Origin of the sequence: Roseateles noduli (assembly GCF_050626985.1) — a bacterium.
Lineage (GTDB): Bacteria > Pseudomonadota > Gammaproteobacteria > Burkholderiales > Burkholderiaceae_C > Roseateles > Roseateles noduli_A.
The window spans coordinates 1,106,659-1,132,229 of record NZ_CP192463.1 but is presented as its reverse complement, the minus strand read 5'-3'; the positions used below and the strand labels follow the sequence as shown (position 1 = coordinate 1,132,229).

25 protein-coding genes are annotated in these 25,571 nt (G+C 67.9%); 12 read left to right on the top strand and 13 right to left on the bottom strand.

Annotated elements, in window-relative coordinates:
• The first annotated feature begins 126 nt into the window (after window positions 1-126).
• The 3 genes from trxB (at window position 127) to rpmG (ending at window position 1,765) form a co-directional block, all read left to right on the top strand.
• Entirely contained in the window at window positions 127-1,086 is a 960-nt protein-coding gene (gene trxB, locus ACQ4L4_RS05025; protein WP_431103139.1) for a thioredoxin-disulfide reductase, read from the top strand.
• Between the two features lie 252 nt (window positions 1,087-1,338).
• Window positions 1,339-1,572 carry a 50S ribosomal protein L28 gene (gene rpmB / locus ACQ4L4_RS05020; protein WP_377155495.1) on the top strand — a complete coding sequence of 78 codons (234 nt, stop codon included), beginning with the start codon at window positions 1,339-1,341 and terminating at the stop codon, window positions 1,570-1,572.
• Between the two features lie 22 nt (window positions 1,573-1,594).
• The gene (gene rpmG / locus ACQ4L4_RS05015) at window positions 1,595-1,765 is read left to right on the top strand and encodes a 50S ribosomal protein L33 (protein ID WP_067273562.1); all 171 of its coding nucleotides are present in this window, start codon (window positions 1,595-1,597) and stop codon (window positions 1,763-1,765) included.
• Between the two features lie 86 nt (window positions 1,766-1,851).
• Here the strand turns inward: rpmG and ACQ4L4_RS05010 are convergent, their stop codons facing one another.
• The 3 genes from ACQ4L4_RS05010 to ACQ4L4_RS05000 form a co-directional block, all read right to left on the bottom strand.
• On the bottom strand, window positions 1,852-2,370 hold the full coding sequence (locus ACQ4L4_RS05010) for a DUF3016 domain-containing protein (protein ID WP_431103137.1): 519 nt from the start codon (window positions 2,368-2,370) through the stop codon (window positions 1,852-1,854).
• Window positions 2,371-2,520: 150 nt separating this feature from the next.
• Window positions 2,521-3,732, bottom strand: coding sequence for a DesA family fatty acid desaturase (locus tag ACQ4L4_RS05005; protein ID WP_431103136.1), 1,212 nt, complete (start codon window positions 3,730-3,732; stop codon window positions 2,521-2,523).
• Window positions 3,733-3,963: 231 nt separating this feature from the next.
• Entirely contained in the window at window positions 3,964-5,232 is a 1,269-nt protein-coding gene (locus tag ACQ4L4_RS05000; protein WP_431103135.1) for an RsmB/NOP family class I SAM-dependent RNA methyltransferase, read from the bottom strand.
• A 69-nt stretch (window positions 5,233-5,301) separates the two neighbouring features.
• On the opposite strand from ACQ4L4_RS05000, the gene ACQ4L4_RS04995 reads away from it, so the two are divergent.
• Both ACQ4L4_RS04995 and ACQ4L4_RS04990 read left to right on the top strand, forming a co-directional pair.
• Window positions 5,302-5,580 (top strand): DUF1653 domain-containing protein, encoded by a 279-nt coding sequence (locus ACQ4L4_RS04995; protein ID WP_431103134.1) that lies wholly within the window; start codon window positions 5,302-5,304, stop codon window positions 5,578-5,580.
• A gap of 18 nt (window positions 5,581-5,598) precedes the next feature.
• Complete coding sequence (locus tag ACQ4L4_RS04990) at window positions 5,599-6,249, top strand: DUF1345 domain-containing protein (protein ID WP_431103133.1); 651 nt, start codon at window positions 5,599-5,601, stop codon at window positions 6,247-6,249.
• A 62-nt stretch (window positions 6,250-6,311) separates the two neighbouring features.
• Here ACQ4L4_RS04990 and purN read toward each other — a convergent pair whose 3' ends face one another.
• Window positions 6,312-6,950, bottom strand: coding sequence for a phosphoribosylglycinamide formyltransferase (gene purN / locus ACQ4L4_RS04985; RefSeq protein WP_431103132.1), 639 nt, complete (start codon window positions 6,948-6,950; stop codon window positions 6,312-6,314).
• Between the two features lie 158 nt (window positions 6,951-7,108).
• On the opposite strand from purN, the gene trpS reads away from it, so the two are divergent.
• Genes trpS through ACQ4L4_RS04970 form a run of 3 tightly spaced genes read left to right on the top strand, consistent with a single transcriptional unit; the run spans window position 7,109 to window position 9,976 of the window.
• Window positions 7,109-8,125 (top strand): tryptophan--tRNA ligase, encoded by a 1,017-nt coding sequence (trpS, locus tag ACQ4L4_RS04980; protein ID WP_431103130.1) that lies wholly within the window; start codon window positions 7,109-7,111, stop codon window positions 8,123-8,125.
• Window positions 8,126-8,135: 10 nt separating this feature from the next.
• Window positions 8,136-8,591, top strand: a complete 456-nt coding sequence (locus ACQ4L4_RS04975; RefSeq protein WP_431103129.1) for a DUF3717 domain-containing protein — start codon at window positions 8,136-8,138, stop codon at window positions 8,589-8,591.
• On the top strand, window positions 8,588-9,976 hold the full coding sequence (locus ACQ4L4_RS04970) for an MATE family efflux transporter (protein ID WP_431103128.1): 1,389 nt from the start codon (window positions 8,588-8,590) through the stop codon (window positions 9,974-9,976). Before ACQ4L4_RS04975 ends, ACQ4L4_RS04970 begins: the two co-directional genes overlap by 4 nt.
• Before the next feature lie 3 nt (window positions 9,977-9,979).
• On the opposite strand, the gene ACQ4L4_RS04965 is transcribed toward ACQ4L4_RS04970, so the two are convergent.
• The 4 genes from ACQ4L4_RS04965 to ettA all read right to left on the bottom strand — a co-directional run bounded on the left by ACQ4L4_RS04965 (window position 9,980) and on the right by ettA (window position 14,866).
• Window positions 9,980-11,503 (bottom strand): HAMP domain-containing sensor histidine kinase, encoded by a 1,524-nt coding sequence (locus ACQ4L4_RS04965; RefSeq protein WP_431103127.1) that lies wholly within the window; start codon window positions 11,501-11,503, stop codon window positions 9,980-9,982.
• Between the two features lie 13 nt (window positions 11,504-11,516).
• A complete protein-coding gene (locus tag ACQ4L4_RS04960) occupies window positions 11,517-12,230 on the bottom strand; it encodes a response regulator (RefSeq protein ID WP_067282373.1) in 714 nt (237 codons plus the stop codon).
• Window positions 12,231-12,324: 94 nt separating this feature from the next.
• Complete coding sequence (locus ACQ4L4_RS04955; RefSeq protein WP_431103126.1) at window positions 12,325-12,912, bottom strand: Spy/CpxP family protein refolding chaperone; 588 nt, start codon at window positions 12,910-12,912, stop codon at window positions 12,325-12,327.
• A 289-nt stretch (window positions 12,913-13,201) separates the two neighbouring features.
• Window positions 13,202-14,866 carry an energy-dependent translational throttle protein EttA gene (ettA, locus tag ACQ4L4_RS04950; RefSeq protein ID WP_431103125.1) on the bottom strand — a complete coding sequence of 555 codons (1,665 nt, stop codon included), beginning with the start codon at window positions 14,864-14,866 and terminating at the stop codon, window positions 13,202-13,204.
• 183 nt (window positions 14,867-15,049) lie between these two features.
• Between ettA and ACQ4L4_RS04945 the strand changes: the two genes are divergently transcribed.
• A complete protein-coding gene (locus ACQ4L4_RS04945) occupies window positions 15,050-16,708 on the top strand; it encodes an ABC transporter substrate-binding protein (RefSeq protein ID WP_431103124.1) in 1,659 nt (552 codons plus the stop codon).
• A gap of 70 nt (window positions 16,709-16,778) precedes the next feature.
• Here the strand turns inward: ACQ4L4_RS04945 and ACQ4L4_RS04940 are convergent, their stop codons facing one another.
• Window positions 16,779-17,486, bottom strand: a complete 708-nt coding sequence (locus ACQ4L4_RS04940) for a winged helix-turn-helix domain-containing protein (RefSeq protein WP_431103123.1) — start codon at window positions 17,484-17,486, stop codon at window positions 16,779-16,781.
• Window positions 17,487-17,942: 456 nt separating this feature from the next.
• Between ACQ4L4_RS04940 and ACQ4L4_RS04935 the strand changes: the two genes are divergently transcribed.
• Window positions 17,943-19,514, top strand: a complete 1,572-nt coding sequence (locus ACQ4L4_RS04935) for a DEAD/DEAH box helicase (RefSeq protein ID WP_431103122.1) — start codon at window positions 17,943-17,945, stop codon at window positions 19,512-19,514.
• Between the two features lie 108 nt (window positions 19,515-19,622).
• On the top strand, window positions 19,623-21,560 hold the full coding sequence (gene mnmC / locus ACQ4L4_RS04930) for an FAD-dependent 5-carboxymethylaminomethyl-2-thiouridine(34) oxidoreductase MnmC (RefSeq protein ID WP_431103121.1): 1,938 nt from the start codon (window positions 19,623-19,625) through the stop codon (window positions 21,558-21,560).
• 5 nt (window positions 21,561-21,565) lie between these two features.
• Here mnmC and ACQ4L4_RS04925 read toward each other — a convergent pair whose 3' ends face one another.
• Window positions 21,566-21,946 (bottom strand): hypothetical protein, encoded by a 381-nt coding sequence (locus tag ACQ4L4_RS04925; protein ID WP_431103120.1) that lies wholly within the window; start codon window positions 21,944-21,946, stop codon window positions 21,566-21,568.
• 152 nt (window positions 21,947-22,098) lie between these two features.
• Window positions 22,099-22,461, bottom strand: coding sequence for a putative quinol monooxygenase (locus ACQ4L4_RS04920; RefSeq protein ID WP_431103119.1), 363 nt, complete (start codon window positions 22,459-22,461; stop codon window positions 22,099-22,101).
• A 195-nt stretch (window positions 22,462-22,656) separates the two neighbouring features.
• Here ACQ4L4_RS04920 and ACQ4L4_RS04915 point away from each other — a divergent pair, with 195 nt between their 5' ends.
• Complete coding sequence (locus tag ACQ4L4_RS04915; RefSeq protein ID WP_431103118.1) at window positions 22,657-24,207, top strand: methyl-accepting chemotaxis protein; 1,551 nt, start codon at window positions 22,657-22,659, stop codon at window positions 24,205-24,207.
• Window positions 24,208-24,274: 67 nt separating this feature from the next.
• Here ACQ4L4_RS04915 and rpiA read toward each other — a convergent pair whose 3' ends face one another.
• On the bottom strand, window positions 24,275-24,934 hold the full coding sequence (gene rpiA, locus ACQ4L4_RS04910) for a ribose-5-phosphate isomerase RpiA (RefSeq protein WP_431103117.1): 660 nt from the start codon (window positions 24,932-24,934) through the stop codon (window positions 24,275-24,277).
• A 110-nt stretch (window positions 24,935-25,044) separates the two neighbouring features.
• The gene (locus tag ACQ4L4_RS04905) at window positions 25,045-25,518 is read right to left on the bottom strand and encodes a DUF6152 family protein (RefSeq protein ID WP_431103116.1); all 474 of its coding nucleotides are present in this window, start codon (window positions 25,516-25,518) and stop codon (window positions 25,045-25,047) included.
• Window positions 25,519-25,571 lie beyond the last annotated feature (53 nt).

Below are 25,571 nucleotides of genomic sequence, written 5' to 3'. Positions count from 1 at the left end.
CCTAGAATGGATGCATTGTGCCAATTTGTTCACGCCTGTTCATAGGGTCAACGCCATAGGCCGCCCGCCGGTCCCCTTAGGCTGTCGACCCTTGCGTCCGTTGAACGCATCCCCATTTCCCCTGTCATGAGCCAAAACACCCGCCACGCCCAGCTGTTGATCCTCGGTTCCGGCCCCGCCGGCTACACCGCCGCCATCTATGCGGCGCGTGCCAACCTGAAGCCGCTTCTGGTGACGGGCATGGCGCAAGGGGGTCAGTTGATGACCACGACCGAGGTGGACAACTGGCCCGCCGACGTGATGGGCGTGCAAGGTCCCGAGCTGATGCAGCGCTTCCAGGAGCATGCCGAGCGCTTCCAGACCGAGATCGTGTTCGACCACATCAACAGCGTCGACTTCTCCAAGCGTCCGTTCACGCTCACCGGCGACAGCGCGGTCTACACGGCCGATGCGGTGATCCTCGCCACCGGCGCTTCCGCGCAATACCTGGGACTGCCGTCGGAAGAGTCGTTCATGGGCCGCGGCGTCAGCGCCTGCGCGACCTGCGACGGCTTCTTCTATCGCGAGCAGGAAGTCTGCGTCGTCGGCGGCGGCAACACCGCGGTCGAGGAAGCGCTGTACCTGTCCAACATCGCCAGCAAGGTCCACCTGATCCATCGTCGCGACAAGTTCCGCGCCGAGCCGATCCTGGTCGACAAGCTCATGGACAAGGTCAAGGCCGGCAAGATCGAACTGCACGTGTTCCACACGCTGGACGAGGTGCTGGGCGATGCGAGCGGCGTGACCGGCGTGCGCATCAAGAGCACGCAGGACGGCACGACCACCGACATCAAGCTGCAGGGCTGCTTCATCGCGATCGGTCACAAGCCCAACACCGACATCTTCCAGGGCCACATCGAGATGAAGGACGGCTACATCCGCACGAAGAGCGGTCTGGAAGGCTTCGCCACGATGACCACCGTGCCGGGCGTGTTCGCCGCGGGCGACGTGCAGGACCACGTGTATCGCCAGGCCATCACCAGTGCCGGCACCGGCTGCATGGCGGCGCTGGATGCTCAGCGTTTCCTGGAGCAGGAATCAGCCTGACCCTCCCGGTGCGCGCGGCTGCGCGCCCATGGACGGGTGCTCCCGAGCTTCACTGACCGGCCCGCCTTTGCGCGGGCCGGTTCGTTTCTGCTACACTCTTCGTTTCCCCGCGCCATCAACCTGTGAAGGATCTTGACGCGAGGAAGATGGGATACCGCCACCCTATGGCGAGGTGAGGCCGCCGCCCGCGACTCGACAGCGAGGTCGAGACGATTGGGACGGTCGCCGGATGACAAGTATCGGAGTGTCCTCATGGCACGCGTCTGCGAAGTCACGGGCAAGAAGCCCATGGTCGGGAACAACGTTTCCCACGCCAACAACAAAACCAAGCGCCGGTTCCTCCCGAACCTGCAATACCGCCGTTTCTGGGTCGAAAGCGAAAACCGCTGGGTCCGTCTGCGCATCACCAACGCCGGGCTGCGTCTGATCGACAAGAAGGGCATTGACGCCGTGCTGGCCGACCTGCGCGCGCGCGGTCAAGCCTAATCACTGAACCAGGAGCGACACCATGGCATCCAAAGGCGGACGCGAGAAGATCAAGCTGGAATCCACTGCCGGCACCGGTCATTTCTACACCACCAACAAGAACAAGAAGACCACGCCCCAAAAGCTGGAATTCATGAAGTTCGACCCCAAGGCACGCAAGCACGTGCTGTACAAGGAAACCAAGCTGAAGTGATTCAGCCCGGTCCTTGAAGAAGAAAACCCGCCTCTCGGCGGGTTTTTTCATGGGCGATCGAAAGGGGCTTCACCACCCCATCGCGATCAGCGTGTCGGCGCCAGGCGCGCCTTGCCGAGCAGTTCGCGCGCCATCCAGTCGTCGATCATCTTCTTCTCATAGCGCAACGGCTCGGAGTCGAAGTAGCGGTTGCCGACGCCATTCTGGTAGTCCATGTCCTTCAGGTCCGCCTTGCCGGACTTCAGGACCTGGCCGTTCTCGCTGAGCGTATAGGTGAAGCTCATGCGCGGAATCGTCACCGATCGAAGGATGCGGAGCCGATCGGTGCGGACATGCGGTTCGACTTCGCCCGCCAGGTCAACGTCGGTGACGTCGATCTTGAGCTGCTTGCCGGGCAGTTCGCGCGCCGCGAGTGCCTTGAAGTGCTCTTCGAGTTGCTTCATGGCGTTGTCGCGATCCACGCCGACCCAGCCGATGTCGGAGAAGTTTTCCGGCTTGATGAAGTTGACTTCCGCTTGAGCCTGCGCAGCCGCGGCGATTGCGCCCAGGCTGGCGCTCATCAGGCCGAACAGCACAGCGCGCTTGAAATGGGTCGAGGCCATCATGTCAATCTCCTTGTCTGAGAGTTCAACAAATTATGGGCGCCGCCAAGAAAAAAGGCGCCCAGTAGGGGCGCCCTTTGCATTGCTTCATCTCCGCCTGGGTGCAGGCCATCACTCTGGCCGGCCTCCGGGGCCCGATGAGCCGACCTTCGTTCAGACGCGCACAGTGCGCAAACCCGTCGCGAAAGCCTTGAGTTCGGCGATGCCGCTCTCCTCGGCCTTGCGGCACCAGGCCTGCAGGTCATGCACCAGCTGCTCGGCCGACACGTTCGTGCGGGTCCACAGCTGACGCAGTTCTTCGCGCATCGTCACCAGCTTGTCGAGCACCGGGCTCGCCGCGCGGGCGCCGTTCAGTTGCTCCTGATAGGCGGCCGGGATCTTCTCGGCATCGCGATGCAGCCAGCGGGTCGCCAACTTGAACTGATGGAACTTGACGCTGTGCTGCTCGCCCGCCGCCTTCAACTGGAGCAGCTCGGCCTTGCAGGCGCCGCGCAAGCCGCGCGCATAACGGGCCATCACTTCGTAGCGATTGGCGATGATGGCTTCCAGCGTGTCCTTGTCGGCCACGGCCTTGAGCTCGCCCGTCTTCATCTGGGGTGCGGTCTTGCGCACCTTCGCCCAGCCGATCATCTCCATCGCACGGATGTAACCCCAGCCGATGTCGAACTCGAAAGGCTTGACCGAGAACTTGGCCGACGTCGGATAGGTGTGGTGATTGTTGTGCAGCTCTTCGCCGCCAATGATCACACCCCAGGGCGACACGTTCGTCGACGCGTCCTGCGCCTCGAAGTTGCGATAGCCCCAGTAGTGACCGACGCCGTTGATCACGCCGGCGGCCCAGAACGGGATCCAGGCCATCTGCACCGCCCAGACGGCCATGCCGGCCACGCCGAACAGCGCCAGGTCGATGATCATCATCAGGGACACGCCCCACACCGAACGGCCGGTGTAGACATGGCGCTCGATCCAGTCGTCCGGCACGCCATGGCTGAACTTCTTGATCGTTTCCTCGTTCTTGGCTTCGGCGCGGTACAACTCGGCGCCACGCGTCATCACCGTCTTGATGCCGCGGGTGACCGGGCTGTGCGGGTCATCCTCGGTCTCGCACTTCGCGTGGTGCTTGCGGTGGATGGCCACCCATTCGCGAGTGACCATGCCGGTCGTCAGCCACATCCAGAAGCGGAAGAAGTGCGACGGGATCGGACCCAGGTCGAGCGCCCGGTGCGCCTGGGCGCGGTGCAGGAAGATCGTCACGCCAGCAATGGTGATATGCGTCACCACCAGGGTGAAGACCACGATCTGCCACCAGTTGGCGCCGGTGAAGCCGTCGATCATCCACGCCAGGATGGCGTCGTGCACAGACATCAATACGTTCATTCGGTCCTAACCCTGCTCGCGAGGAGCCAGTTGTCCACAGGAAGCCCCGATTGTAGGCGACGCACTCTAGAAATCGCCCAGAGGTAAGCCGCTTTCCCGTCGGTCTTTTGACGCTTCACGACCGGAAGGGCCTGAAGACGTGATCGAACAGACACGATGAGCTGTTCGCAATAAGAAACATGCCGCTCATCGGACCCCGGCCAGGTCCGGTCGGCAGGCTCATTTCTTACGTTCCCAGACGGCCGCGAAGAAGCCGTCGCTCTGATGACGATGCGGCCACAGGCGCAGGTAGCCGTTCTCGGTCAGCTGTGCCGCCTGGGTCGCGTCGACCTGGGCGTGGGTCAGCACGTCCTGAGCGGGCATCAGGATGAAGTCTGGATGCGCCTCCGCGAAAGCCTGGGCGACCGACTCGTTCTCGGCATCGAGCAGTGAACAGGTCGCATAGACCAGGCGGCCGCCCGGCTTGAGCAGTCGCGAGGCGCTGTTCAGGATGGCCAGCTGCTTGTCGTGCAATTCCAGGACGCTGTTCGGGGATTGGCGCCATTTCAGATCGGGATTCCGGCGCAGCGTGCCCAGGCCCGAGCACGGCGCATCGACCAGCACGCGGTCGATCTTGCCGGCCAGGCGCTTGACGCGCTCATCGCGTTCGTTGCTGATCTGCACGGGGTAGACGTTCGACAGCCCGCTGCGCGCCAGGCGCGGCTTGAGCTTGTCGAGTCGATGCCCCGAGACGTCGAATGCATACAGCCGACCGGTGTTGCGCATCGCGGCCCCCAGCGCCAGGGTCTTGCCGCCGGCGCCAGCGCAGAAATCGACGACCATCTCTCCGCGCTTGGCCTCGGTGAGCAAGGACAGCAATTGGCTGCCTTCATCCTGGACCTCGACCTGGCCGCTGGTGAAGACGTCCAGCTTCTGCAGCGCCGGCTTGCCCTCGAGCCGCAGGCCCCAGGGCGAGAACGGCGTCAGCGACGACGCGAATCCCTTGTCCTTCAAGGCCGCCTGCACGTCCTCGCGCTTGGCCTTCAGCAGGTTGACACGCAGATCCAGGGGCGCGGACACGTTGACGGCGTCGGCCAGTTGCCAGAACTGCTCAGCACCCAGACGCTGCCTCAGCGGCTCGACCAGCCAGTCGGGCAGGTTGTGGCGCAGCTTCTCCGGCAGCTTGCTGCGGTCGACCTTCGCCACCTGCTTGAGCCATTGCTGCTCCTGGTCGTCGGTCGCCGCGCGGAGGAAGGTGTCGCTGCCGGCCCAGGCGAGGATCGCCAGCCGCCGCGACATCGGACCGCGGCCCGACTGGGCCAGATGCTGCAGCACCGGACGCTGGCGCAGCACGGCGTAGGCGGTCTCGGCGATGGTGTGGCGCTCGCGCTGGCCGAGCGCCTTGTGCGCACGGAAGAAATCGGAAACGAGGGCGTCGGCGGGCTTGTCGAACAGCAGCAGGCTGTCCACCAGTTCGGCGCAGAGTTCAAGAAGGGCATTAGGATGCATCGCGCGATTATCCCCGGCTCCGGCGTCAGGCCCGCGCCCTGCCCCATTCCCGCCGTCACGCCCCTGCCCATGAGTGCCTCCCACACCGTCCAAGACCCTGCCGCGCACGGCGCCGGCGACCCGCTGCAACCACTGCCCGACGCCCCCACCGGGCGTTACCGCCACTACAAGGGCGGCGAATACGAGGTCCGCGGCGTCGTCCGCCACAGCGAGACGCTGGAGCCCCTCGTGCTCTACGTGCCGCTCTACAACGACAGCGGCCTGTGGGTGCGCCCCTACGACATGTTCTTCGGCTCCGTCGACATCGACGGGGTGACGCAGCCGCGCTTCGCCCGGGTCCCCGACTGATTGCCCGTGGATCGGCCCATGCCCCTTCTGCACCAGATCAAGCGCCGCCCGCGTCTGCTGATCGGCGCGGCCACCGGCGCGCTGCTGGCGGCCGCCTGGCCGGTCGAACTGGCCTGGCACACCCGCGCGTTGCTGGGCTGGAGCGCCGGCGTCTGGACCTACCTCGTGCTGATCGGCTGGATGATGTTCCGCACCGATGCGGAAGACGTCGAGGAGCAGGCCAGCGCCGTCGCGGACGGTGCGCCGACGGTGCTGGTATTGGCGATCCTCGGCGGAGCCGCCAGCATGGCGGCGATCGCGCTGGAACTGGCGCAGGTGAAAGAGGCCGGCCTGTTGAAGGCCTGGCCGCACCTGCTGGTGGCATCGGCGACGCTGACCGGTTCGTGGCTGCTGCTTCCGGTGGAGTTCGGACTGGCGTATGCGTCGCTGTTCCACTGTGGCCCGAAGGCGCCTCACGGGCTGGAATTCCCCGGCGACGAGGACGCTCCCGACTACCTGGATTTCTTCTATTTCGCGGCGACGGTCGCCGCGACCTCGCAGACCTCGGACGTCGTCGTCAGCGCGCGACCGATCCGGCGACTGGTGCTGGTGCAGGCGATACAGGCCTTCGTGTTCAACACCGTCGTGCTGGCGCTGACGATCAACTTCCTTGCCGGCATGCTGGGCTGAACGACGCGGCCCGGCATTCATCGGCCCTGGGCGCAGCCCGCGGCGGGTCGTGCGGCGGGCGGTCAGCTGAACATCTGCGGCTCGCCGCCGCGATGAAGGACGCGCGCGCCCTCGATCGCGAGCTTCCCCTCGACGAACCAGCGCACGGCGCTCGGGTACATGCGGTGCTCGACCTTGAGCACGCGCGCCGCCAACGCCGCCTCGTCGTCGCCGTCCAGCACCGGCACGATGGCCTGCGCGACGATCGGACCATGGTCCAGTTCCGCCGTCACGAAGTGCACCGTCGCGCCCGCCACGCGGCAGCCGGCCTCGATGGCGCGCTGATGCGTGTGCAGCCCCGTGAATGCCGGCAGCAGCGACGGGTGGATGTTGAGCATGCGGCCCGAGTAATGACCGGTGAACGCCGGCGTCAGGATGCGCATGAAACCAGCCAGCACGACCAGGTCGGGGGCGAAACCGTCGATGACGCGCTGCAGTTCCGCATCGAACGCGGCGCGCGCGGCGTCTCCCTTGCCGAAGGCCTTGTGGTCGACGACCGCGGTGGCGACGCCATGCGCCCGCGCGAATTCAAGTCCGGCGGCATCCGGCCGGTTGCTGATCACCGCGGCGATGCGGGCCGGCCATCCACCGGCCGTGCAGGCCTGGACGATGGCCTCCATGTTGGAGCCTCGCCCGGAGATCAGGATCACGATGTTCTTCATGGGCCGGCAGTGTAGCCAAGGGCATCGGCGCCAGCGCACTGCCATGACCGGCGGCGACCGGGCCGACGCTCCCTACAATCGCCCTCCCGCCGTCGCATGTCCGACCTCGTCCCGAGATCGCCGCGCGCCGGTGCGGCCACCGCCCCCAGCCTTCCGCCATGACCGACCACCCCACCCTCACCCCGCGCCAGCGCGTGCTCTCCGGCATGCGCCCGACGGGCGCGCTGCACCTCGGCCACTACCATGGCGCGCTGAAGAACTGGGTGCGTCTGCAGGACGCCTACGACTGCTTCTTCTTCGTTGCCGACTGGCACGCGCTGACCACGCATTACCAACACCGCGAAGGCCTGGAACAGAGCGTCTACGACATGGTCGTCGACTGGCTGGCGGCCGGCGTGGATCCGGAGCAGGCGACGCTGTTCATCCAGAGCCGCATGCCGGAACACGCCGAGCTGTTCACGCTGCTGGCGATGAGCACGCCGTCGAGCTGGCTGGAACGGATGCCGAGCTACAAGGACCTCGTGGCCGAGAACCGCGAGCTGGCGACCTACGGCTTCCTCGGCTACCCGCTGCTGCAGGCGGCCGACATCCTGATCTACAAGGCGGCCTTCGTGCCGGTCGGCGAGGACCAGGCACCGCACGTCGAGGTGACGCGCGAGGTCGCGCGACGCTTCAACCACCTCTACCGTCAGCCCTCGGCGCCCTTGTTCCCGGAACCGCAGGCGCTGATGACCGAGACCTCGCGGCTGCCCGGCCTGGACGGACGCAAGATGAGCAAGACCTACGGCAACGCGATCGCGATGCGCGACGCCCCGGAGGTCGTCGCCGACAAGGTGCGCAAGATGCAGACGGATCCGCAGCGCGTGCGTCGCGGCGATCCGGGCGAGCCCGAGCGCTGCCCTGTCTGGGCGCTGCACAAGGTCTACGCCGACAGCGACACGCGGGCATGGGTCGAGTCGGGCTGCCGCAGCGCGGGCATCGGCTGCCTGGACTGCAAGCAGCCGCTGATCGAGGCGATCCACGACGAGCAGGCGCCCTGGCGCGCCCGCGCCGACGAACTGCTCGCCGATCCGAAGAAGGTCCACTGGATCGTCGAGGTCGGCACCGAACGTGCCCGTGCTGTGGCACGCAAGACGCTGCGCGAGGTGCGCGGCGCGATGGGCATCGACTATTGAGCACACAGAGATGGCCGGCATCCACATCACCGACATCGAGTCCGCCATCAACTGGTGGCGACAACGCTCCCCGGGCGACGGCGTGACGCTGGGTCCCGAGCTGCGTGCGCTGGCGGAGGTCTATGCGCTGATGGTCTTCCATCACGAGACCGAGTGCGACGAGGACTCGATGCCGCCGCGCGCGCTCGCGGCCTGGACGCGCTGGTACGACACCACGCCGGACGCGCCCTGCATCGCGATCTGTTCGACCAGCCAGGGCGACGAACTCTGCAAGGGCTGCGGACGCAGCTTCGACGAGGTCCAGAACTGGCCGGTACTGACGCCCGGAGAGAAACGCGCCACCTGGCGGCGGATCACGATCGAAGGCACGGCGTGGCGCTTCAACCGCTATGCGGAACGGGCGATCGAGCGGCGCAGCGCCGCCGGTGCCGATGCTCAAGCGCCTGCCGACAAGGATCCCGTTTGAGCGCTGCGATCCACGGCCGACTCGCGAGCCTGCGCCAGATCCTGCCGCTCGCGTGGCCCGTGTTCATCGGGCAACTCGCGGTGCTGGCGTATTCGACGATCGACACGCTGCTCGTCGCCCGCCACTCCGCCATCGACCTCGCGGCCCTCGCGGTCGGTTCGGCCGTCTACACGTCGGTGTTCGTCGGATTGATGGGCGTGGTGCTGGCGATCTCGCCGGTGGCCGGGCAACTCTTCGGCGCGAAGCGCATGGCCGAAGCCGGCGACAGCCTGCATCAGGCCGCGTGGCTCGCGCTGGCGCTCACGGTGATCGGCGAATTGATCCTGTGGTTCCCGCAGCCCTTCCTCGCGATCTCGCAGGTCAGTCCCGAGATCGCCGCCAAGATCCGCGACTACCTGCGCATGCTGGGCATCGCGCTGCCCGCGGCCTTGCTGTTCACCGCCTACCGCGGCTTCAACACGGCGGTGTCGCGACCGAAGGCGGTGATGGCGTTGCAGATCGGCGGACTGCTCTTGAAGTTCCCGGCCAGCGCGCTGCTGATCGGCGGATTCACGCTGGGGCCGCTGCACGTGCCACCGCTGGGCGCGGTCGGCTGCGCGATCGCGACGGCAATCGTGATGTGGAGCCAGCTGCTGATCGCACTGGCCGTGCTGCGTCGCGATCCGTTCTATGCCGCGTTCGGCTTCGCTCGGACGGGGCTGCATCGCCCGCGCAAGGACACGTTGATGCGGCTGCTGAAGCTGGGCGTGCCCATGGGCGCGTCCGTGCTGATCGAAGTGACCGGCTTCACCTTCATGGCGATCTTCATCGCGCGGCTGGGCACGACGCCGGTGGCGGGGCACCAGCTCTGCGCCAACCTCGTCGCGATGATGTTCATGCTGCCGCTGTCGCAGGCGAACGCCTGCAGCACGCTCGTGGCGCAGGCCATGGGCGCGCGCGACTATGCGGCGGCGCGGCGGCTCGGCTGGCATGGATTGGAGATCGCGCTGGCGATCGCGTTCGTGCTCGGCGGCGTGGTCTTCTCGCTGCGGGAGCAGGTGCTGGGCCTCTACACCAGCAATGCCGCCGTCATCGCCACCGCGCTGCCCCTGCTGGGCTGGCTGTGGCTCTTCCACGTGTCCGACGCGGGCCAGACCGTGGCCGCCTTCGTGCTGCGCGCCCATCACATCGCGACGGCGCCGATGCTCATCTACGCGTTCGCGATCTGGGGGCTGGGCCTGGGCGGCGGCTACTGGCTGGTCTTCGGCGACCACGCCGTCGAGTTGCCCGCGATCATGCAGGGCGCGATGGGGTTCTGGAGCGCTGCCTCAGTCGGACTTGCCGCCGCCGCGATCGGGCTCGGCGCCCTGCTGGCCTTCGTTCATCGCCGCGAGATCGGGCGTTGAGCCTCAGCCAGCCGCGTTCAGCGGCAACGTGATCACGAAGCAGCTGCCGCCGCCCTCGCGGGCATCGCAGCGCACCGTGCCCTGGTGGGCCGTCGCGATCTGCTTCACCAGGCTCAGGCCGAGTCCCACGCCGCCCGACACCTCGGCATGGCCGGGCAGACGGAAGAAGGCCTCGAAGATCCGCTCGCGCATCGGCTCGGGCACGCCCGGGCCGCGGTCGCAGACCTGCAACTCGACGCGATCCTGCCCGGCGCGGCGCACCTTGAGCTCGACGACCGGCCCGCCGTAGCGGCGCGCGTTCTCGAGCAGGTTGCGCAGCGCGCGTCGCAGCAGACGGTCGTCGCCGTTCAGCGGCAGGCGGGCGATGCCGGTCTCGATCTCGAGTTCGGCGTCGCCCAGCGCGGCCGATTCGGCGGCGATCGCCAGCAGGTCCACCGGCTCCAGCCGCAGCGACTGCGCGCCGCCTTCAAGCCGGCTGGCCAGCAGCACCTCTTCGACGAGCGCGTCCAGCTCCACGATGTTGGTGTTGATCTCCTGCCCCAGACGCACGCGCTGGGCCGGCGACGCGTCGTCCAGCATCGAGAACGCCATCTTCAGCCGCGCCAGCGGCGAGCGCAGCTCATGGCTCGCGTTGGCCAGCAGGCTCTTCTGCGATCTCAGCAAAGCCTCGATCCGTTCGGCGGCGAGGTTGAAGCTGGTCGCGAGCGCGGCGACTTCGTCCTTGCCGTTGTCCTGCACGCGGAAACTCAGATCGCCGGAGCCGAACTGCTCGACCCCGGACTTCAGCGATTCGAGCCGGCGCGTCAGCCGCCGCACGACCGGATAGGCCCCGACGGCCACGGCCACGAACAGCACCGCCAGCAGCACGGCCAGGGCTTCGCCGCTCGGGCGGGGGATCCAACCGGGCAGCCAGGAGCCGTTCGCCGCGTCCTCGCGACGCTGCTGCTCCAGGCGGTCCAGCATGCGCTGGCGCATCTGCTCGACTTCGGGCCGCGGCTCGCGGCGGATGGGATTGCGCACGTCGTTCGGCGGCGGGCCGTCGACGAAAGGATCGCGGCGCTCGCGCTGCATCCGTTGCGGACCGCTCGCGGCACGCGCATCGGCTTCGAGCTTGTCCTGGCCGGTCGGGCCGGACGCGCCCGGCGGGCGGGCCAGGCGCAGGAACAGCAGGTGCCGGCCGTCGTCCAGCGGCACGCGCTGCACGCGCGAGCCGGGCAGATCCTCGCGACGCTCGAACAGCGGCGAGGCGCCGATGCGGCGTCCGCGCGAATCCTCCAGCGCCAGCGCCATCCGCAGGCGCTGACCCCAGTCCTCGACGGCGTCGGCCTGCTCGTCGGTCGACGCCGTGACCGGCGGCAGCGCGCGCTGCACCAGCACCGCGAGCGCCACCAGCCGCTCCGAGGCGGCCTGCTCGAAGGTTCCGCGCTCCTGCTCGATGCGGCCCTGGAAGAGCCACGCCGAGCCCAGCGCAAATGCCAGCAACACCACCACGACGGTGATGTAGATGCGCAGGTACAGCGCCTTCACTGCGTCGCAGCCTTCATTCCAGGCCTTCGGCGTCCTGCTTGCGTGCGAACACGTAACCGGCACCGCGCACCGTCAGCACGCGGCGCGGGTTCTTGGCGTCGTCCTCGATGACCGAGCGGATGCGCGAGATGTGCACGTCGATCGAGCGGTCGAAGGCCTCCAGCGGGTGGCCCTTGAGCGCATCCATGATCTGGTCGCGCGACAGCACCCGGCCCGGACTCTGCGCCAGCACGACCAGCAGGTCGAACTGGTGGCTCGTCAGGTCGCAGGCATTGCCGTCCAGGCGCACCTGGCGCGCCGCCAGGTCGATCTCCAGGCGGCCGAAGCGCAGCACCTCGTCGCCCATCGCCTGGGGCTCGGTGCGCCGCAGCAGCGCCTTCACGCGGGCCTGCAGCTCACGGGGCTCGAAGGGTTTGGGCAGGTAGTCGTCCGCGCCCAGCTCCAGGCCGAGGATGCGATCCATCGGCTCGCCGCGCGCCGACAGCATCAGCACCGGCAGGCGGCGCCAGCGCTTGTCGCTGCGCAGCTGGCGGCAGAACTCGAGGCCGTCGCCGTCGGGCAGCATCAGGTCCAGGACCAGCAGTTCGAACTGGCCGGCCTCGAGCTCGGTGCGGCCCTGCGCCAGCGAACCGGCGAAGCTGACGTCGAAGCCGGCGCTGCTGAGGTAGTCGCCCAGCATCGCGGTGAGCCGGGCGTCGTCGTCGATCAGGAGCAGTCGTGGGTTCATCGGGCGTTGCGGTGCAGCCACCGACCGGGCCGGATCGGCCAGGCCGCGCGCCGCGGACTCATCGAAAGACTGAAGCATAGCCGGCCTCGTGCGTTCAGCGGTCAGTGAAAGGCTTCGGGACCGGGTTGGCCTCGTTGGCCCCGCGGCGCTCCTTGGCGCGCTCGGCGCGGTCCTTCATGCGCTCCTTCATCTTCTCGCGCTGCTGGTCCTTCAGCTGGGCGATCTTGGCGCGCTGCTCGGGGGTCAGGACACGCGACGCGTCGATCATGGCCAGCGTGATGCGCTTGGACTCGACGTCATGCGCGGCGTGCATCTGCTGGCGCACCTGCTCGACGGCGTTGGCGTCGACGGTCGGCGCGGTGAACAGCGCCTGCATGCGTTCGTGCAGTTGACGCTCGGTGTCGCGTTGCGTCTTCAGGTCCTTGTGCGCGGCGTCGAAGATCTGCTTGATCTGGGCCCGCTGCGCATCGGTGACGCCGGCGTCCTTCAGCAGCTTGCCGTGCATCGGGCCCATGGGGCCGAAGCCGGGGCCGCCGAAATCGGGGCCACCGCGGTGCATGCCGTGCGGCGGGGGCGGCGGCGCGTCGCCCGGTGCCGTCTGGGCGTGCGCCGACAGGGCGGCCACGCTCATCGTCGCGGCCAGGGCCAGCATCTTGAGGGGGCGGGAGAAGCTCTTGACCATCTCGGGATCTCCAAATCGTTCTGGGGTGAGGAAATGGTCGAGGGCGCGCGTCAATTGGCCGTGGGCGCGCCGTAAAGATTCGTGAAATGAATCAGTGCCAATGAAAAACGCCCGCGGTGCCTCTTGAAATCGAGACATCGCGGGCGGATTGGCGTCTGCACACCGCTCGGCATTGCGTGACCGCCGCGGCTCCGATTCGGGAGGCTCCGCCAGGCGCAAACCGGAGCCATAGCCCAGCTATGGCGAGGATTTGCAACGACGCGGAGCGCCCGAAGCGGAGCTGCGGAGGTTACGCAATAGGTTTGAAACGCACGCGCTTCGGTCGCGCACCTTCTTCGCCCAGGCGCTTCTTCTTGTCAGCTTCGTACTCGTGGAAGTTGCCGTCGAAGAAGAACCACTGCGAGTCGCCCTCGCAGGCCAGGATGTGCGTGCAGATGCGGTCCAGGAACCAGCGATCGTGGGAGATCACCATCGCCGAGCCGGCGAATTCCAGCAGCGCCTCTTCCAGCGCGCGCAGGGTTTCGACGTCCAGGTCGTTCGACGGTTCGTCGAGCATCAGCACGTTGCCGCCCTGCGCCAAGGTCTTGGCCAGGTGCAGACGGCCGCGCTCACCACCGGACAGCTGGCCGACCATCTTCTGCTGGTCGTTGCCCTTGAAGTTGAAGCGGCCGATGTAGGCGCGCGACGGCATCACGAACTTGCCGACGATGATGTTGTCCAGACCGCCGGAGACGTCCTCCCACACGGTCTTGTTGGCGTCCAGGCTCTGGCGGCTCTGGTCGACGAAGGCCAGCTTGGCCGTCTTGCCGATCTTCACCGTGCCGCTGTCCGGCTGCTCCGCGCCCTGGATCATGCGGAACAGCGTCGACTTGCCGGCGCCGTTCGGGCCGATGATGCCGACGATCGCGCCCGCCGGGACCTTGAACGACAGGTTGTCGATCAGGACGCGGTCGCCGAAGGACTTGGTCACGCCTTCGAACTCGATCACCTCATTGCCCAGGCGCTCGGCCACGGGGATGAAGATCTCGTTGGTCTCGTTGCGCTTCTGGTATTCGACGTCGCTCAGTTCCTCGAAGCGGGCCAGCCGCGCCTTGCTCTTGGCCTGGCGGCCCTTCGCGTTCGAGCGCACCCACTTCAGTTCTTCCTTCATCGCCTTGGCGCGGGCGTCCTCGGTCTTCTGTTCCTGCTCCAGGCGGCGTTCCTTCTGGTCCAGCCAGTCGGAGTAGTTGCCCTTCCAGGGAATGCCGTGGCCGCGGTCCAGTTCCAGGATCCACTCGGCGGCGTTGTCCAGGAAGTAGCGATCATGGGTGATCGCCACCACGGTGCCGGGGAAGCGCTGCAGGAACTGCTCCAGCCATTCGACCGATTCGGCGTCCAAGTGGTTGGTCGGCTCGTCCAGCAGCAGCATGTCGGGCTTGGACAGCAGCAGGCGGCACAGCGCCACGCGGCGCTTCTCGCCGCCGGACAGCACGCCGATGTTGGCGTCCCACGGCGGCAGGTTCAGCGCGTCGGCGGCCAGTTCCAGCTGCAGGTCGGTGTTCTCGGAGCCGGCGGCGGCGATGATCGCCTCCAGTTCGCCCTGCTCGGCGGCCAGCGCGTCGAAGTCGGCGTTCTCTTCGGCGTAGGCGGCATAGACCTCGTCCAGGCGCTTCTTGGCGGCCAGCACGCCGCCGATGCCTTCCTCGACCGCTTCGCGCACGGTCTGGTCCGGATTCAGCTGCGGCTCCTGCTCCAGGTAGCCGATCTTGATGCCGGGCATCGGGACGGCTTCGCCCTCGATCTCCTTGTCGACGCCGGCCATGATCTTCAGCAGCGTGGACTTGCCCGAGCCGTTCAGGCCGAGCACGCCGATCTTGGCGCCGGGGAAGAAGGACAGCGAGACGTTCTTGAGGATGTGGCGCTTCGGAGGAACCGTCTTGTTGACGCGGTTCATCGAAAAGACGTATTGAGCCATGGCGATGGTTCTTCAGCGTTTCGTGGGTTGACCTGGAGCCCTGGGGCCGCCTGCAGCAGCGGGTGCGACAGTGGGGCCGGAGCCTGCGTGGGCGGCGGGGCGCCCGGGCAATAGTCACGCATTGTCGCAGCTTCCGCCGGTGCCCCTAAACTCGACCGCCCTGCCCGTTCAGAGATGACCACCATGCTGTTCCGTTCCATCTCGCGCTCCATCTCGCGCGCCATCCCGCGCGCCATCCCGGTTCGTTCGCGCACATCGGCCGCCCTGGGCGCCTGGCCGCTCACGATCGCCCTGAGCCTGGGGCTCCTGGGCGCCGCGCACGCGCAGACCCTGCGCTGGGCCAGCCAGGGCGACATGCAGACGGCCGATCCGCATTCGCAGAACGAGATCGTCACCAACGCGATGAACGGCCAGGTCTACGAGCGCCTGGTCTCTCGCGACCGCAACCTCAACCTGGTGCCGGGTCTTGCCACCGAATGGACGCAGCTCAAGCCCACGCTGTGGCGGCTGAAGCTGCGCCAGGGCGTGAAGTTCCAGGACGGCACGCCGTTCACGGCGGACGACGTCGTGTTCTCGATCAACCGGGCCAAGGATCCGTACTCGCAGATCAGCGTCTACGCGCAGGCCGTCGGCACGCCGAAGAAGATCGACGACCACACGGTCGAGTTCCAGCTCGACAAGGTCAATCCGATCTTCCTGCAGCACCTGGACACGCTGTTCATCATGAGCCGCAAGTGGTGCGAGCAGCACAACGTCGTCAAGCCGCAGAACTTCAAGGACAAGCAGGAGACCTACGCCGCCACGCATTCGAACGGCACCGGGCCGTACGCGATGGTGGCCCGCGAGCCCGGCATCCGCACGACCTTCAAGCGCAATCCGGCCTGGTGGGGCAAGTTCGACGGCAACGTGCAGGACGCCGTCTACACGCCGATCGCCAACGACGCGACCCGGCTGGCCGCGCTGGTGTCGGGCGAGATCGACTTCGTGCTCGACCCGTCGCCGCGCGACATCCCGAAGCTCAAGCAGACGCCGCAGGTCAAGGTCCAGGAAGGCCCGGAGAACCGCATCGTCTTCATCGGCATGGACCAGTCGCGCGACAAGCTGCTCTACGGCAAGGTGCCCGGCGACAAGAACCCGTTCAAGGACCTGCGCGTGCGGCAGGCGCTGTACCAGGCGATCGACATCCACACGATGCGCGCCAAGCTGATGAACGGCCTGAGCCTGCCCACCGGCGGGCTGACGCCGTCGCCGCTGGGCGCGTTCAACGATCCGCAGCTGGAGACGCGGCTGCCCTTCGACCTGGCCGCGGCGCGCAAGCTGATGGCCGACGCCGGTTATGCCAACGGCTTCGAGGTCACGCTCGATTGCACCAACAACCGCTACATCAATGACGAGCGCATCTGCCTGGCGCTGGCCTCGATGTGGGCGCAGCTCAAGGTCAAGGTCAGCGTGAACGCGCAGCCGCGCGCGCTGATGTTCCCCAAGCTGGAGAAGCTCGACACCAGCCTCTACATGTACGGCTGGGGCGGCAGCATCACCGACGCGGAAGTGGCGATGACGCCGCTGATGCGCAACCGCGGCGAGAAGTCGGTCGGCCAGTACAACTTCGGCAACTGGCGGGACGACAAGTTCGATCAGCTCGCCGCCGCGTCCAGCGAGGAAGCCGATCCGAAGAAGCGCGAGGAACTGATCAAGGCCGCGCTGCGCGAGTTCCGCGCGCAGACGCACCTGATCCCGCTGCACCGCCAGATGATCCCGTGGGCGACCCGCGCCAACGTGACGGTGGTCCACCGACCCGACAACTGGTTCGAACTGCGCTGGGCCTCAGTCGCCCCGAAGTAAGGCAGATCGAACTCCCTCTCCCGTTTGCGGGAGAGGGGCGGGGGTGAGGGCCAGCGGCCGCATCAGTGCGTCAGCGCAGCGGCGGATCGAACAGATACCCGATGCCGCGCACCGTGCGAATCAGCGGCGAGCTCGGATCGTCGTTCAGTTTCTGTCGCAGCCTCGACACCATCAGGTCCACCGAGCGCTCCAGCGCCGTGACGCCGTCGCCGCGCGCCAGGTGCAGCAGCTCCTGGCGTTGCAGCACGCTGTGCGGACGTTCCAGGAAGGCGCGCAGCAGCTTGTATTCGCTCTGTGACAGCACCACGCAGAAGCCCCCCGGTCCGGACAGTCGACGCGTCATCGGTTCCAGCTTGAAGCGGCCGAACATCAGCACCTCGGTCGCATCGCCCTCGCGGGGTCGCAGCAACGCCTTGATGCGCGCCTGCAGTTCGCGCGGTTCCCCGTCCTTGGGGAGCACCGCGTCCGCACCGCGCTCCAGCGCGAGGACTCGTTCCAGCGTGCTGTCGTGCTGCAGCAGCACGATCACCGGCATCCGCGAGCGCTGTCTCAATCGGGTCAGCGCGCCCCAGCCGGCCTCGCGGGCGTCGCTGGGATCGATGAGGGCGAGGTCCACCGGCAGCAGCGGCACGCGGTCCAGCAGGGCTGCCTCCGCGCTGTCGGTGACGCGGAAGCCCCAGGCCCGCATCAGGCCGGCGAATCGCAGGCGCGCATGCGGGTCGGGGTCCAGCAGCAGCAGATGGGTGCCGGCGGCAGGATCGGGAAACAGGGCGCTCATGACGATGGGACAAGTGGACACATTGGCGCAAGACTATGCCGCCGCAATCCCGTTTGAACGCCGATCAGGACGGGCCTCACCGCCCTTTTTACCCACGGTTTACCGCACTGAAACACGGCTGCGGACACCGACACGCTTGCCTGAGTGAGGCCTGTCACCGAGCTTGCTGGAAGCTGTCCGGAGCGCCGCATTTCCACCCTTTCGGTGCACGTTCCCCCTGTTCTTCCCGCCTCTTCGGTGTCGCGGGGGGGAATGGGGCGAGGCTCATCGACCGAACCAATTGCTCACAGGGATGACAGACCCCGTCAGCTACAATGCCCCATCGCCGCGGCTCAGTCTTGCCGCGGCTTTATCTTTTGAGCTCACGCTCTCCCACGGCAGCCGAAGACTGGCGCCAGCCCTCACCGGGCCGGCGTGCTGCACACAAAGCCCGTTCGGGCACCAACAAAGCAGCTTATGAGTTTTGACGCATTGGGGCTCTCCCAGCCCCTGCTCCGCGCGATCGCCGATGCCGGCTACTCGACCCCCACCCCCATCCAGAGCCAGGCGATCCCCGTCGTCCTGACCGGCGGCGACCTGCTGGCCGGCGCCCAGACCGGTACCGGCAAGACCGCCGGTTTCACCCTCCCCCTGCTGGAACGCCTCTCCAGCGGCAAGCCCGTGCGTGACGCCAAGGGCCGCGCCGCGATCCGCGCGCTGGTGCTGACGCCCACCCGCGAACTCGCGGCGCAGGTCGAGGAAAGCGTGCGCACCTACGGCAAGTACCTGCCGCTGACCAGCATGGTCATGTTCGGCGGCGTCGGCATGAATCCGCAGATCAGCCAGCTGCGCAAGGGCGTGGACATCCTGGTGGCGACGCCGGGCCGTCTGCTGGACCACGCACAGCAAGGCACGCTGGACCTGTCCAAGGTCGAGATCCTGGTGCTGGACGAAGCCGACCGCATGCTGGACATGGGCTTCATCCACGACATCAAGAAGGTGCTCGCGCTGCTGCCGGCGAAGAAGCAGAGCCTGCTCTTCTCCGCGACCTTCAGCGATGAGATCAAGGCGCTGGCCGACCGCCTGCTGGACAAGCCGGGCCTGATCGAGGTGGCGCGCCGCAACGCGACGGCCGACACGATCGCGCAGCGCATCCACCCGGTCGACCGCGACAAGAAGAAGGAACTGCTCGCCCATCTGATCACGAAGAACGACTGGCACCAGGTGCTCGTGTTCACGCGGATGAAGCACGGCGCGAACCGTCTGGCCGAGTACCTGGACAAGTCGGGCATCACCGCGATGGCGATCCACGGCAACAAGAGCCAGGGCGCCCGCACGAAGGCGCTGGCCGAGTTCAAGAGCGGCGACCTGAAGGTCCTGGTCGCGACGGACATCGCCGCGCGCGGCATCGACATCGACCAGTTGCCCCACGTCATCAACTACGAGCTGCCGAACGTCGCCGAAGACTACGTGCACCGCATCGGCCGCACCGGCCGCGCGGGCGCGCAGGGCGAGGCGCTGTCGCTGGTGTGCGTCGACGAGGAGGGCTTCCTGCGCGAGATCCAGAAGCTGATCAAGCGCGAGATCCCGCGCGAGGTCGTGCCGGGCTTCGAGCCGGACCCGAACGCGAAGGCCGAGCCGATCGTGCTGGGCCGCATGGTGCTGAACGGCGGGCTGGGCAAGTCCTCAGGCTCGCCGCGTCCGGCGGGCGGCGGCGGCGGTGGTGGCCGTCGCGGTGGTGGTGGCGGCGGCGGTGGCCGCTCGCAGGGCCAGGGCGGTCGCCCGCAGGGCGGCGGCCAGGGTCAAGGTCAAGGCCGTCCGGCGCAGGGTGCGCAAGGCGGTGGGCAAAGAGCCGGCGGACAACCGCAGGGCCAGCGTCAAGGGCAAGGCCAGGGCGGACAAGGTCAGGGCCAGCGTCAGGCGCAGGGCCAGGGTCAAGGCGGTCAACGCCAGGGTCAAGGCCAAGGTCAGGGCCAGGGCAGCCGTCACGGCAGCCAGGGCAACCGTCCGGCCAGCGCGGCGCTGACGCGTCCGAAGTCGAACTCCTGATCCCGGACTCTCCGTGATGCAACGGCGCCCTCAGTGGCGCCGTTGTCGTTTCCGCCCCGCCCCGCCTCTGCGCGGGGGCCGCATTCGGCATACTCGCAGCCACGTCCCATGAAGACCGCGCCCATCCTTCCGGCCCGCGTCGATTTCTCCGGCGCCGTCCCGAACGCGCCGGACTTCGGCGATCTCTACCACGCCCCCTTCGGCGCGTTCGCGCAGGCGCGACAGGTCTTCCTCGACGGCAACGAGATGCCGGCACGGTGGGCGGGTCGACAGCGCTTCGTCGTGCTTGAAACGGGCTTCGGCCTGGGCAACAACTTCCTCGCCACCTGGGCCGCGTGGCGCAAGGATCCGGCGCGTTGCGAGCGGCTGGTCTTCCTCAGCATCGAGAAGCATCCGCTGACGCAGGACGACCTCGAGCGCGCGCATGCGGGCTCGCCCGAGCCGGCGCTGGCGCGGCAACTGCTCGAGGCCTGGCCGGCACTCACGCCCAACCTGCACACGCTGGACTTCGACGAAGGCCGCGTCCGACTCATGCTGGCGTTCGGCGACGCGCACGATTGGATGCCGGAGCTGGTGGCGTCGGTGGATGCGTTCTTCCTCGATGGCTTCGCACCGGCGAAGAACCCCGAACTGTGGGACGAAGCCATCTTGAGGCAGGTCGGCCGGCTGGCCGCGCCGGGCGCCACGGCGGCGACCTGGAGCGTCGCCCGCGGCGTGCGCGACGGATTGACGGCGGCAGGCTTCGAGGTCCGGAAGCGACCAGGCACCGGTGGCAAATGGCAGACGACCGTGGCGCGTTTCGCTCCTCGCCATCGGGCGCCGGTGCCGCCGGGCCGGACGGCCGTCGCGCCGCAGGCCAAGGACGTGCTGATCATCGGCGCCGGGCTGGCGGGCGCCGCCTGCGCCCGCGTGCTGGCGCGGGAAGGCTTGCGAGTCACGGTGCTCGAAGGCGGCGCGACGACCGCGGCGCAGGCCTCCGGCAATCCAGGCGGACTGTTCCACGGCACGCTCCACGCCGAGGACGGTCCACATGCCCGCTTCAGCCGCGCTGCGGCGCTCGCCACGGAGCGCGAACTGCGCCGCATCGCACCCGCCCTGCCCTGGCTGCAATGGGGACTGCTGCGCGTCGAGCGGGATCCCCAGGCGCTGGCACCGATGCAGGCGCTGTTGGCGCGCAGCGGGCTCCCCGCCGACTATGCGCAGGCCCTGAGCGCCGAGGAAGCGGGAGCGAAGGCAGGCCTCGCCTTGACCCCACCCGCATGGTTCTTCGCAGGGGGAGGCGCGGTGTCGCCGCCGGCGCTCGTGACGGCATGGCTGGATGAAGCGGCGCGATCCGACGGTTTCCAGTTGCGTTTGAACACGCCGGTCGAACGACTGCACCGTGACGAGGCGAGCGGTCGCTGGGCCGCGCTGAACGCCGCCCGCGAACCCATCGCGACCGCTGACGCCGTGGTGCTGTGCGGCGGCATCGGAAGCGGCTCGCTGGCCTCCGCATGGGCGGCGGGGCCGTCATGGCCTTGGGTGGCGCAGCGCGGGCAATTGAGCGTCATGCCGCAAGACCTGTCCCCGCCGATGCTGGCGATGCCGGTGGCGGGACTGGGCTACGCGCTCAGCCTCCCCGACGGCACGCTGTGCTTCGGCGCGAGCACCGATGGCGACGACATGGACCCCACGCTCCGTGCGTCGGATCACTCACAGAACATCGGTCGGCTGCGTTCACTGCTGCCGTCGGCCGCGATCCCCGATGACATGCCCCTCGAGGGTCGTGTGGGCTGGCGCAGCCTGGTGCCGGACCGGCTCCCGATCGTGGGCGCGCTGCCGGCCTCCATGCCCGAGCGCCGCGCCGAGCAGGCACGCTTCTGGCCGCGTCAGCCCGGCTTGATCGTGCTGGGCGCCCTCGCCTCGCGTGGGATCACGTGGGCGACGCTGTGCGCCGAACTCGTCGCCGCGCAGTTGACTGGCGCGCCGTGGCCGGTGGAATCGAGCCTCGCGGACGCGCTCGACCCAGCCCGCTTCGCCGCCAAGGCGCACCGGGCCACGACGTAGAGCGCCTACTCGCGCTGCAGGTCTTGCGCCTTGTCGGCCACCATCGCCAATGCCAGGGCATCCCGACCGCGCGGCGAGAGCTGGAGCATCGGCGCCATGGCCGTCACGACGGCCGCCGCAGCCACGATCGACGTCAACGCGACGCCGACGCCCCACTTCAGCAGGTTGGTGAACGCCTGATGCATTTCCGACCGGAGACTGCCGATCTCGGCACGCACCGTGCCGATCTCCCCGCGGAGCGCGCCCACCTCCTGCTGCAGCTGCTCTCGCGTCGCCAGGGTCGGCAACACCACATCCAGGCGCGTCTTCAGCATCTGCACCTGCAGCGCCAGTTCGGCGTTTCCGCCCATCGCGCTGGCGCGCTGTCCTTCTTCATTGAACTGCATGAACTTCTCCATCGCAACAACGGGCGCCGTCACCCGTCCAAGGCAATCACTCTGCCACTGCGAGAGAAGTCGGGAATTCAACTTTCGGGGGAAGCGACGGGGGATTCGACCTCCCCTTGCGCGGCGTCAACTCCCCTCGTCATTTCGGGGGGTCAGGCCTTGACGGCGTCCACCGGCTTGCCGTCGGCGCCCACGCGAACGACGTAGCTCGTCACCTCGCGCGACACCAGCATCGGGATGATGGTGCCGAAGCCCAGGCGCTGGAAGTGCTCGGAAGCGCGGTGCTCATCCAGGCCGCTCGCGTCGGTGTACTGCTCGAGGATCACGTAGCGGTCCGGATCCTGCGGCGAGCGGTAGAACGCATACGCCAGGTTCTTGGCCTCGCGGCGCGTGGCCTCGGTCAGTTCGACGAGCAGCGCGCCGACCTGGTCGCCCAGACCCGGCTTGACGTGGTAATGCGCGATCACCTGCAGGAAGCTGCCGCGCTCGGCGGTCGGGAAAGTCGTGTCGGACATGGCGGACGTCGGGGATGGCCGGGGTCGTGACGGATGGCGCATTGTCGGGCGCCCCGCCGTCGAACCATTTAAGTTTCTTCACATACGCGTCGATATGGAGCGAAGGTGCCGTCAAGGGCGTCGCGCGCCCGCACGGGCGCGGACCTGCGAATCCAAACGGATCCAAGCGGATTCAATATCTCGGGAGACACATTCATGATTCATCTCGTGGCGGGCCGATCGATCGGCCAGCGGCTCGGCGTGGTGCTGGGCCTGGTGCTGCTGATCGCCTTCGTGGGCTCGGGCCTGAGCTACCTGGCCCTGGGCCGCGTGGCCGCCGAGACCGACGTGATGCTCAACCAGGACCTGGCCGCCGAACGTGTCGCGTCCGACTGGTACCGCAACATCACCAACGGCGTGAACCGCACCAGCGCGATCGCGGTCAGCGCGGACCCCAGCCTGGCCCAGTTCTTCGCCGCCACCTCGGCCGAATCGACCAAGCAGTCGGGTGAACTGCAGAAGCAGCTCGACGGCTACATGGTCACGCCCGAGGAACGCAAGATGTTCGAGACGCTCAGCGAGGCCCGCAAGGGTTACCTGAGCACCCGCGACGCGGTGGCCGCCGCCAAGAAGGCCGGTGACGCGGACAAGTCGCGCGAGGTCTTCGACCGCGAGTTCCAGCCCGCCGCGGCGAAGTTCCAGGAAGCGATCCAGGCCATCGTGCAGCACAAGCGCAGCTTGCTGGACGACGCCGCCAAGCAGGTCGACGCGACCAACGACCGGGCGCGGACCGCGCTGCTGGTGTTCTCGCTGGTCGCTCTGGGATTGGGCGTGTGGTTCGCGGTGGCGCTGACGCGCTCGATCACCGGGCCGCTGCGCGGCGCCGCCGAAGTGGCGGACGCCATCGCCCACTTCGACCTGACGCAACGCGTGCCGCAGGGCGGTCGTGACGAGACGGGACAGCTGCTGGGTTCGCTCGGCGGCATGCAGTCGCAACTGGTGAAGCTGATCGGCGACGTGCGCGGCTCGGCCGAGAGCATCGGCACCGCCAGCGCGGAGATCGCCACCGGCAACCACGACCTGAGCGCGCGCACCGAGCAGACGGCGTCCAACCTGCAGGAAGTTGCCGCGTCGATGACGCAACTGACGGGCACGGTGCGTCAGACGGCGGACTCGGCGATGACGGCCAACCAGCTGTCGAGCTCGGCAGCGGAGACGGCGCAACGCGGCGGCTCGGTGATGAGTCAGGTGGTGAGCACCATGGGCGACATCAGCAACAGCTCGCGCCGCATCGCCGACATCATCGGGACCATCGACGGCATCGCATTCCAGACGAACATCCTCGCCTTGAATGCCGCCGTCGAAGCGGCGCGGGCCGGCGAGCAGGGTCGCGGTTTCGCGGTGGTCGCGAGCGAGGTGCGCTCGCTCGCGCAGCGCAGCGCCGAGGCGGCCAAGGAGATCAAGACGCTGATCGGCGCGAGCGTCGAGCGCGTCGAGTCGGGCTCGCGGCTGGTGGAGGACGCCGGCGGCGCGATGACCGAGATCGTGGCCAGCGTGCAGCGCGTGGCCGACATCATCGGCGAGATCAGCGCCGCGTCTCGCGAGCAGAGCGACGGCATCAACCAGGTCAACGCGGCCATCGGCCAGCTGGACCAGATGACGCAGCAGAACGCGGCGCTGGTCGAGGAATCGGCGGCGGCGGCCGAGAGCCTCAAGGAGCAGTCGCAACGGCTGGCCAGCGCGATCTCGGTGTTCCGGCTGCGCTGAGCGCTCGGGGAGCAGAAGAAAGATCGGGGCCCCGCGGGGCCCCGACGTCATTGCCTCCGGCGTTCGCTCAGAACGTCATCGTCTTCACGCCCTGCGCCGTGCCCAGCAGGCACACGCCGGCCTTGTTGCGGGCGAAGACGCCGACGGTGACGACGCCGGGCCACTGGGTGACCTCGGCCTCGAACGCGGCAGGATCCGTGATCTTCAGGCCCTTGACGTCCAGGATCTGGCAGCTGTTGTCCGTCACGCAGTCCTTGCGCAGCACCGGCTCCGCGCCCATGGCCCGGAAACGTCGCGCGATCTGCGCGGCGGCCATCGGAATCACCTCGACCGGCAGCGGGAAGCCGCCCAGCACGTCGACCAGCTTGCTCTCGTCGGCGATGCAGACGAAGGTCTTCGCCAGATCGGCCACGATCTTCTCGCGCGTCAGCGCGGCACCGCCGCCCTTGACCATGTGGCCCTGGCGGTCGATCTCGTCGGCGCCGTCGATGTAGACCTGCAGCGACTCGACCTCCGATGCGTCCAGCACCGGGATGCCCAGCGCCTTCATCCGCTCGGTGCTGCGCACCGAGCTCGACACCGCGCCCGAGATGCGCATCGCGCTGGCGGCGAGCGCGTCGATGAACTTGTCCACCGTCGACCCGGTGCCCACGCCCACCACCGTGTCCGGCGTCACGTACTGCAATGCGGCCTGGCCGACCAGGGTCTTCAATTCGTCTTGGGTCATGGGTGGAGCGAGCGGGGGCTCGTCGTTGATGGCGGGAGAAGAAGGGCGGAAAGGGAAAGGCGGGATTATCTCCGCCGACCGGACCTCTTCACGCGCTCACGGCTCACGGCTCACGCCGGCGACGACCTCAGCCCGTACACCTTCCCGCCGACGAACAGGTACTCCGCCCGCAGCACCGCCTCGCCCTGCTCGCCCGGCGCGGCGAAGCCGATCACCGACACGTCGGTGCCGGGCTTGATCTCCTCGACCTTCCAGGCCTCCAGCCGCGTCAGCGGCGCGAGTTCGACCTCCCAACGCCGGTCGCGCCGCGTCGGCACCTGCGTCTTCGCGAGCAGCGCCTGGCCGTCGACCGCGGTCGTCTGCTTCGGCAGCGTCCGCTGCTTCAGGTCCGCCGGCAGCACCAGCCGCTCCGGCACCTCCAGGTCCAGTTCCGCATGCGGGTTGCGCCAGGCGACCTTGAGCGCCTTGCCTTCGAGATACAGCGGGCGATCCTGGTCGAAGCCGCTCCACCCGTGATGGGCACGAACCGTGGCGGGCATCAGGGGCGCGGCCGCGAGCGCGGCCAGCAACGTGCGACGTTCCATCGAAGCCTCCTTGAAAAACGCGCCGGCGATCTCGTCGGGACAGCCGATTCCAG

What these genes read in the sequence shown, in the direction of transcription:
- trxB (WP_431103139.1), top strand. Translation starts at nt 127, where the DNA reads ATGAGCCAAAACACCCGCCACGCCCAGCTGTTGATCCTCGGTTCCGGC.
- rpmB (WP_377155495.1), top strand. Translation starts at nt 1,339, where the DNA reads ATGGCACGCGTCTGCGAAGTCACGGGCAAGAAGCCCATGGTCGGGAAC.
- rpmG (WP_067273562.1), top strand. Translation starts at nt 1,595, where the DNA reads ATGGCATCCAAAGGCGGACGCGAGAAGATCAAGCTGGAATCCACTGCC.
- ACQ4L4_RS05010 (WP_431103137.1), bottom strand. Translation starts at nt 2,370, where the DNA reads ATGATGGCCTCGACCCATTTCAAGCGCGCTGTGCTGTTCGGCCTGATG.
- ACQ4L4_RS05005 (WP_431103136.1), bottom strand. Translation starts at nt 3,732, where the DNA reads ATGTCTGTGCACGACGCCATCCTGGCGTGGATGATCGACGGCTTCACC.
- ACQ4L4_RS05000 (WP_431103135.1), bottom strand. Translation starts at nt 5,232, where the DNA reads ATGCATCCTAATGCCCTTCTTGAACTCTGCGCCGAACTGGTGGACAGC.
- ACQ4L4_RS04995 (WP_431103134.1), top strand. Translation starts at nt 5,302, where the DNA reads ATGAGTGCCTCCCACACCGTCCAAGACCCTGCCGCGCACGGCGCCGGC.
- ACQ4L4_RS04990 (WP_431103133.1), top strand. Translation starts at nt 5,599, where the DNA reads ATGCCCCTTCTGCACCAGATCAAGCGCCGCCCGCGTCTGCTGATCGGC.
- purN (WP_431103132.1), bottom strand. Translation starts at nt 6,950, where the DNA reads ATGAAGAACATCGTGATCCTGATCTCCGGGCGAGGCTCCAACATGGAG.
- trpS (WP_431103130.1), top strand. Translation starts at nt 7,109, where the DNA reads ATGACCGACCACCCCACCCTCACCCCGCGCCAGCGCGTGCTCTCCGGC.
- ACQ4L4_RS04975 (WP_431103129.1), top strand. Translation starts at nt 8,136, where the DNA reads ATGGCCGGCATCCACATCACCGACATCGAGTCCGCCATCAACTGGTGG.
- ACQ4L4_RS04960 (WP_067282373.1), bottom strand. Translation starts at nt 12,230, where the DNA reads ATGAACCCACGACTGCTCCTGATCGACGACGACGCCCGGCTCACCGCG.
- ACQ4L4_RS04955 (WP_431103126.1), bottom strand. Translation starts at nt 12,912, where the DNA reads ATGGTCAAGAGCTTCTCCCGCCCCCTCAAGATGCTGGCCCTGGCCGCG.
- ettA (WP_431103125.1), bottom strand. Translation starts at nt 14,866, where the DNA reads ATGGCTCAATACGTCTTTTCGATGAACCGCGTCAACAAGACGGTTCCT.
- ACQ4L4_RS04945 (WP_431103124.1), top strand. Translation starts at nt 15,050, where the DNA reads ATGCTGTTCCGTTCCATCTCGCGCTCCATCTCGCGCGCCATCCCGCGC.
- ACQ4L4_RS04940 (WP_431103123.1), bottom strand. Translation starts at nt 17,486, where the DNA reads ATGAGCGCCCTGTTTCCCGATCCTGCCGCCGGCACCCATCTGCTGCTG.
- ACQ4L4_RS04935 (WP_431103122.1), top strand. Translation starts at nt 17,943, where the DNA reads ATGAGTTTTGACGCATTGGGGCTCTCCCAGCCCCTGCTCCGCGCGATC.
- mnmC (WP_431103121.1), top strand. Translation starts at nt 19,623, where the DNA reads ATGAAGACCGCGCCCATCCTTCCGGCCCGCGTCGATTTCTCCGGCGCC.
- ACQ4L4_RS04925 (WP_431103120.1), bottom strand. Translation starts at nt 21,946, where the DNA reads ATGCAGTTCAATGAAGAAGGACAGCGCGCCAGCGCGATGGGCGGAAAC.
- ACQ4L4_RS04920 (WP_431103119.1), bottom strand. Translation starts at nt 22,461, where the DNA reads ATGTCCGACACGACTTTCCCGACCGCCGAGCGCGGCAGCTTCCTGCAG.
- ACQ4L4_RS04915 (WP_431103118.1), top strand. Translation starts at nt 22,657, where the DNA reads ATGATTCATCTCGTGGCGGGCCGATCGATCGGCCAGCGGCTCGGCGTG.
- rpiA (WP_431103117.1), bottom strand. Translation starts at nt 24,934, where the DNA reads ATGACCCAAGACGAATTGAAGACCCTGGTCGGCCAGGCCGCATTGCAG.
- ACQ4L4_RS04905 (WP_431103116.1), bottom strand. Translation starts at nt 25,518, where the DNA reads ATGGAACGTCGCACGTTGCTGGCCGCGCTCGCGGCCGCGCCCCTGATG.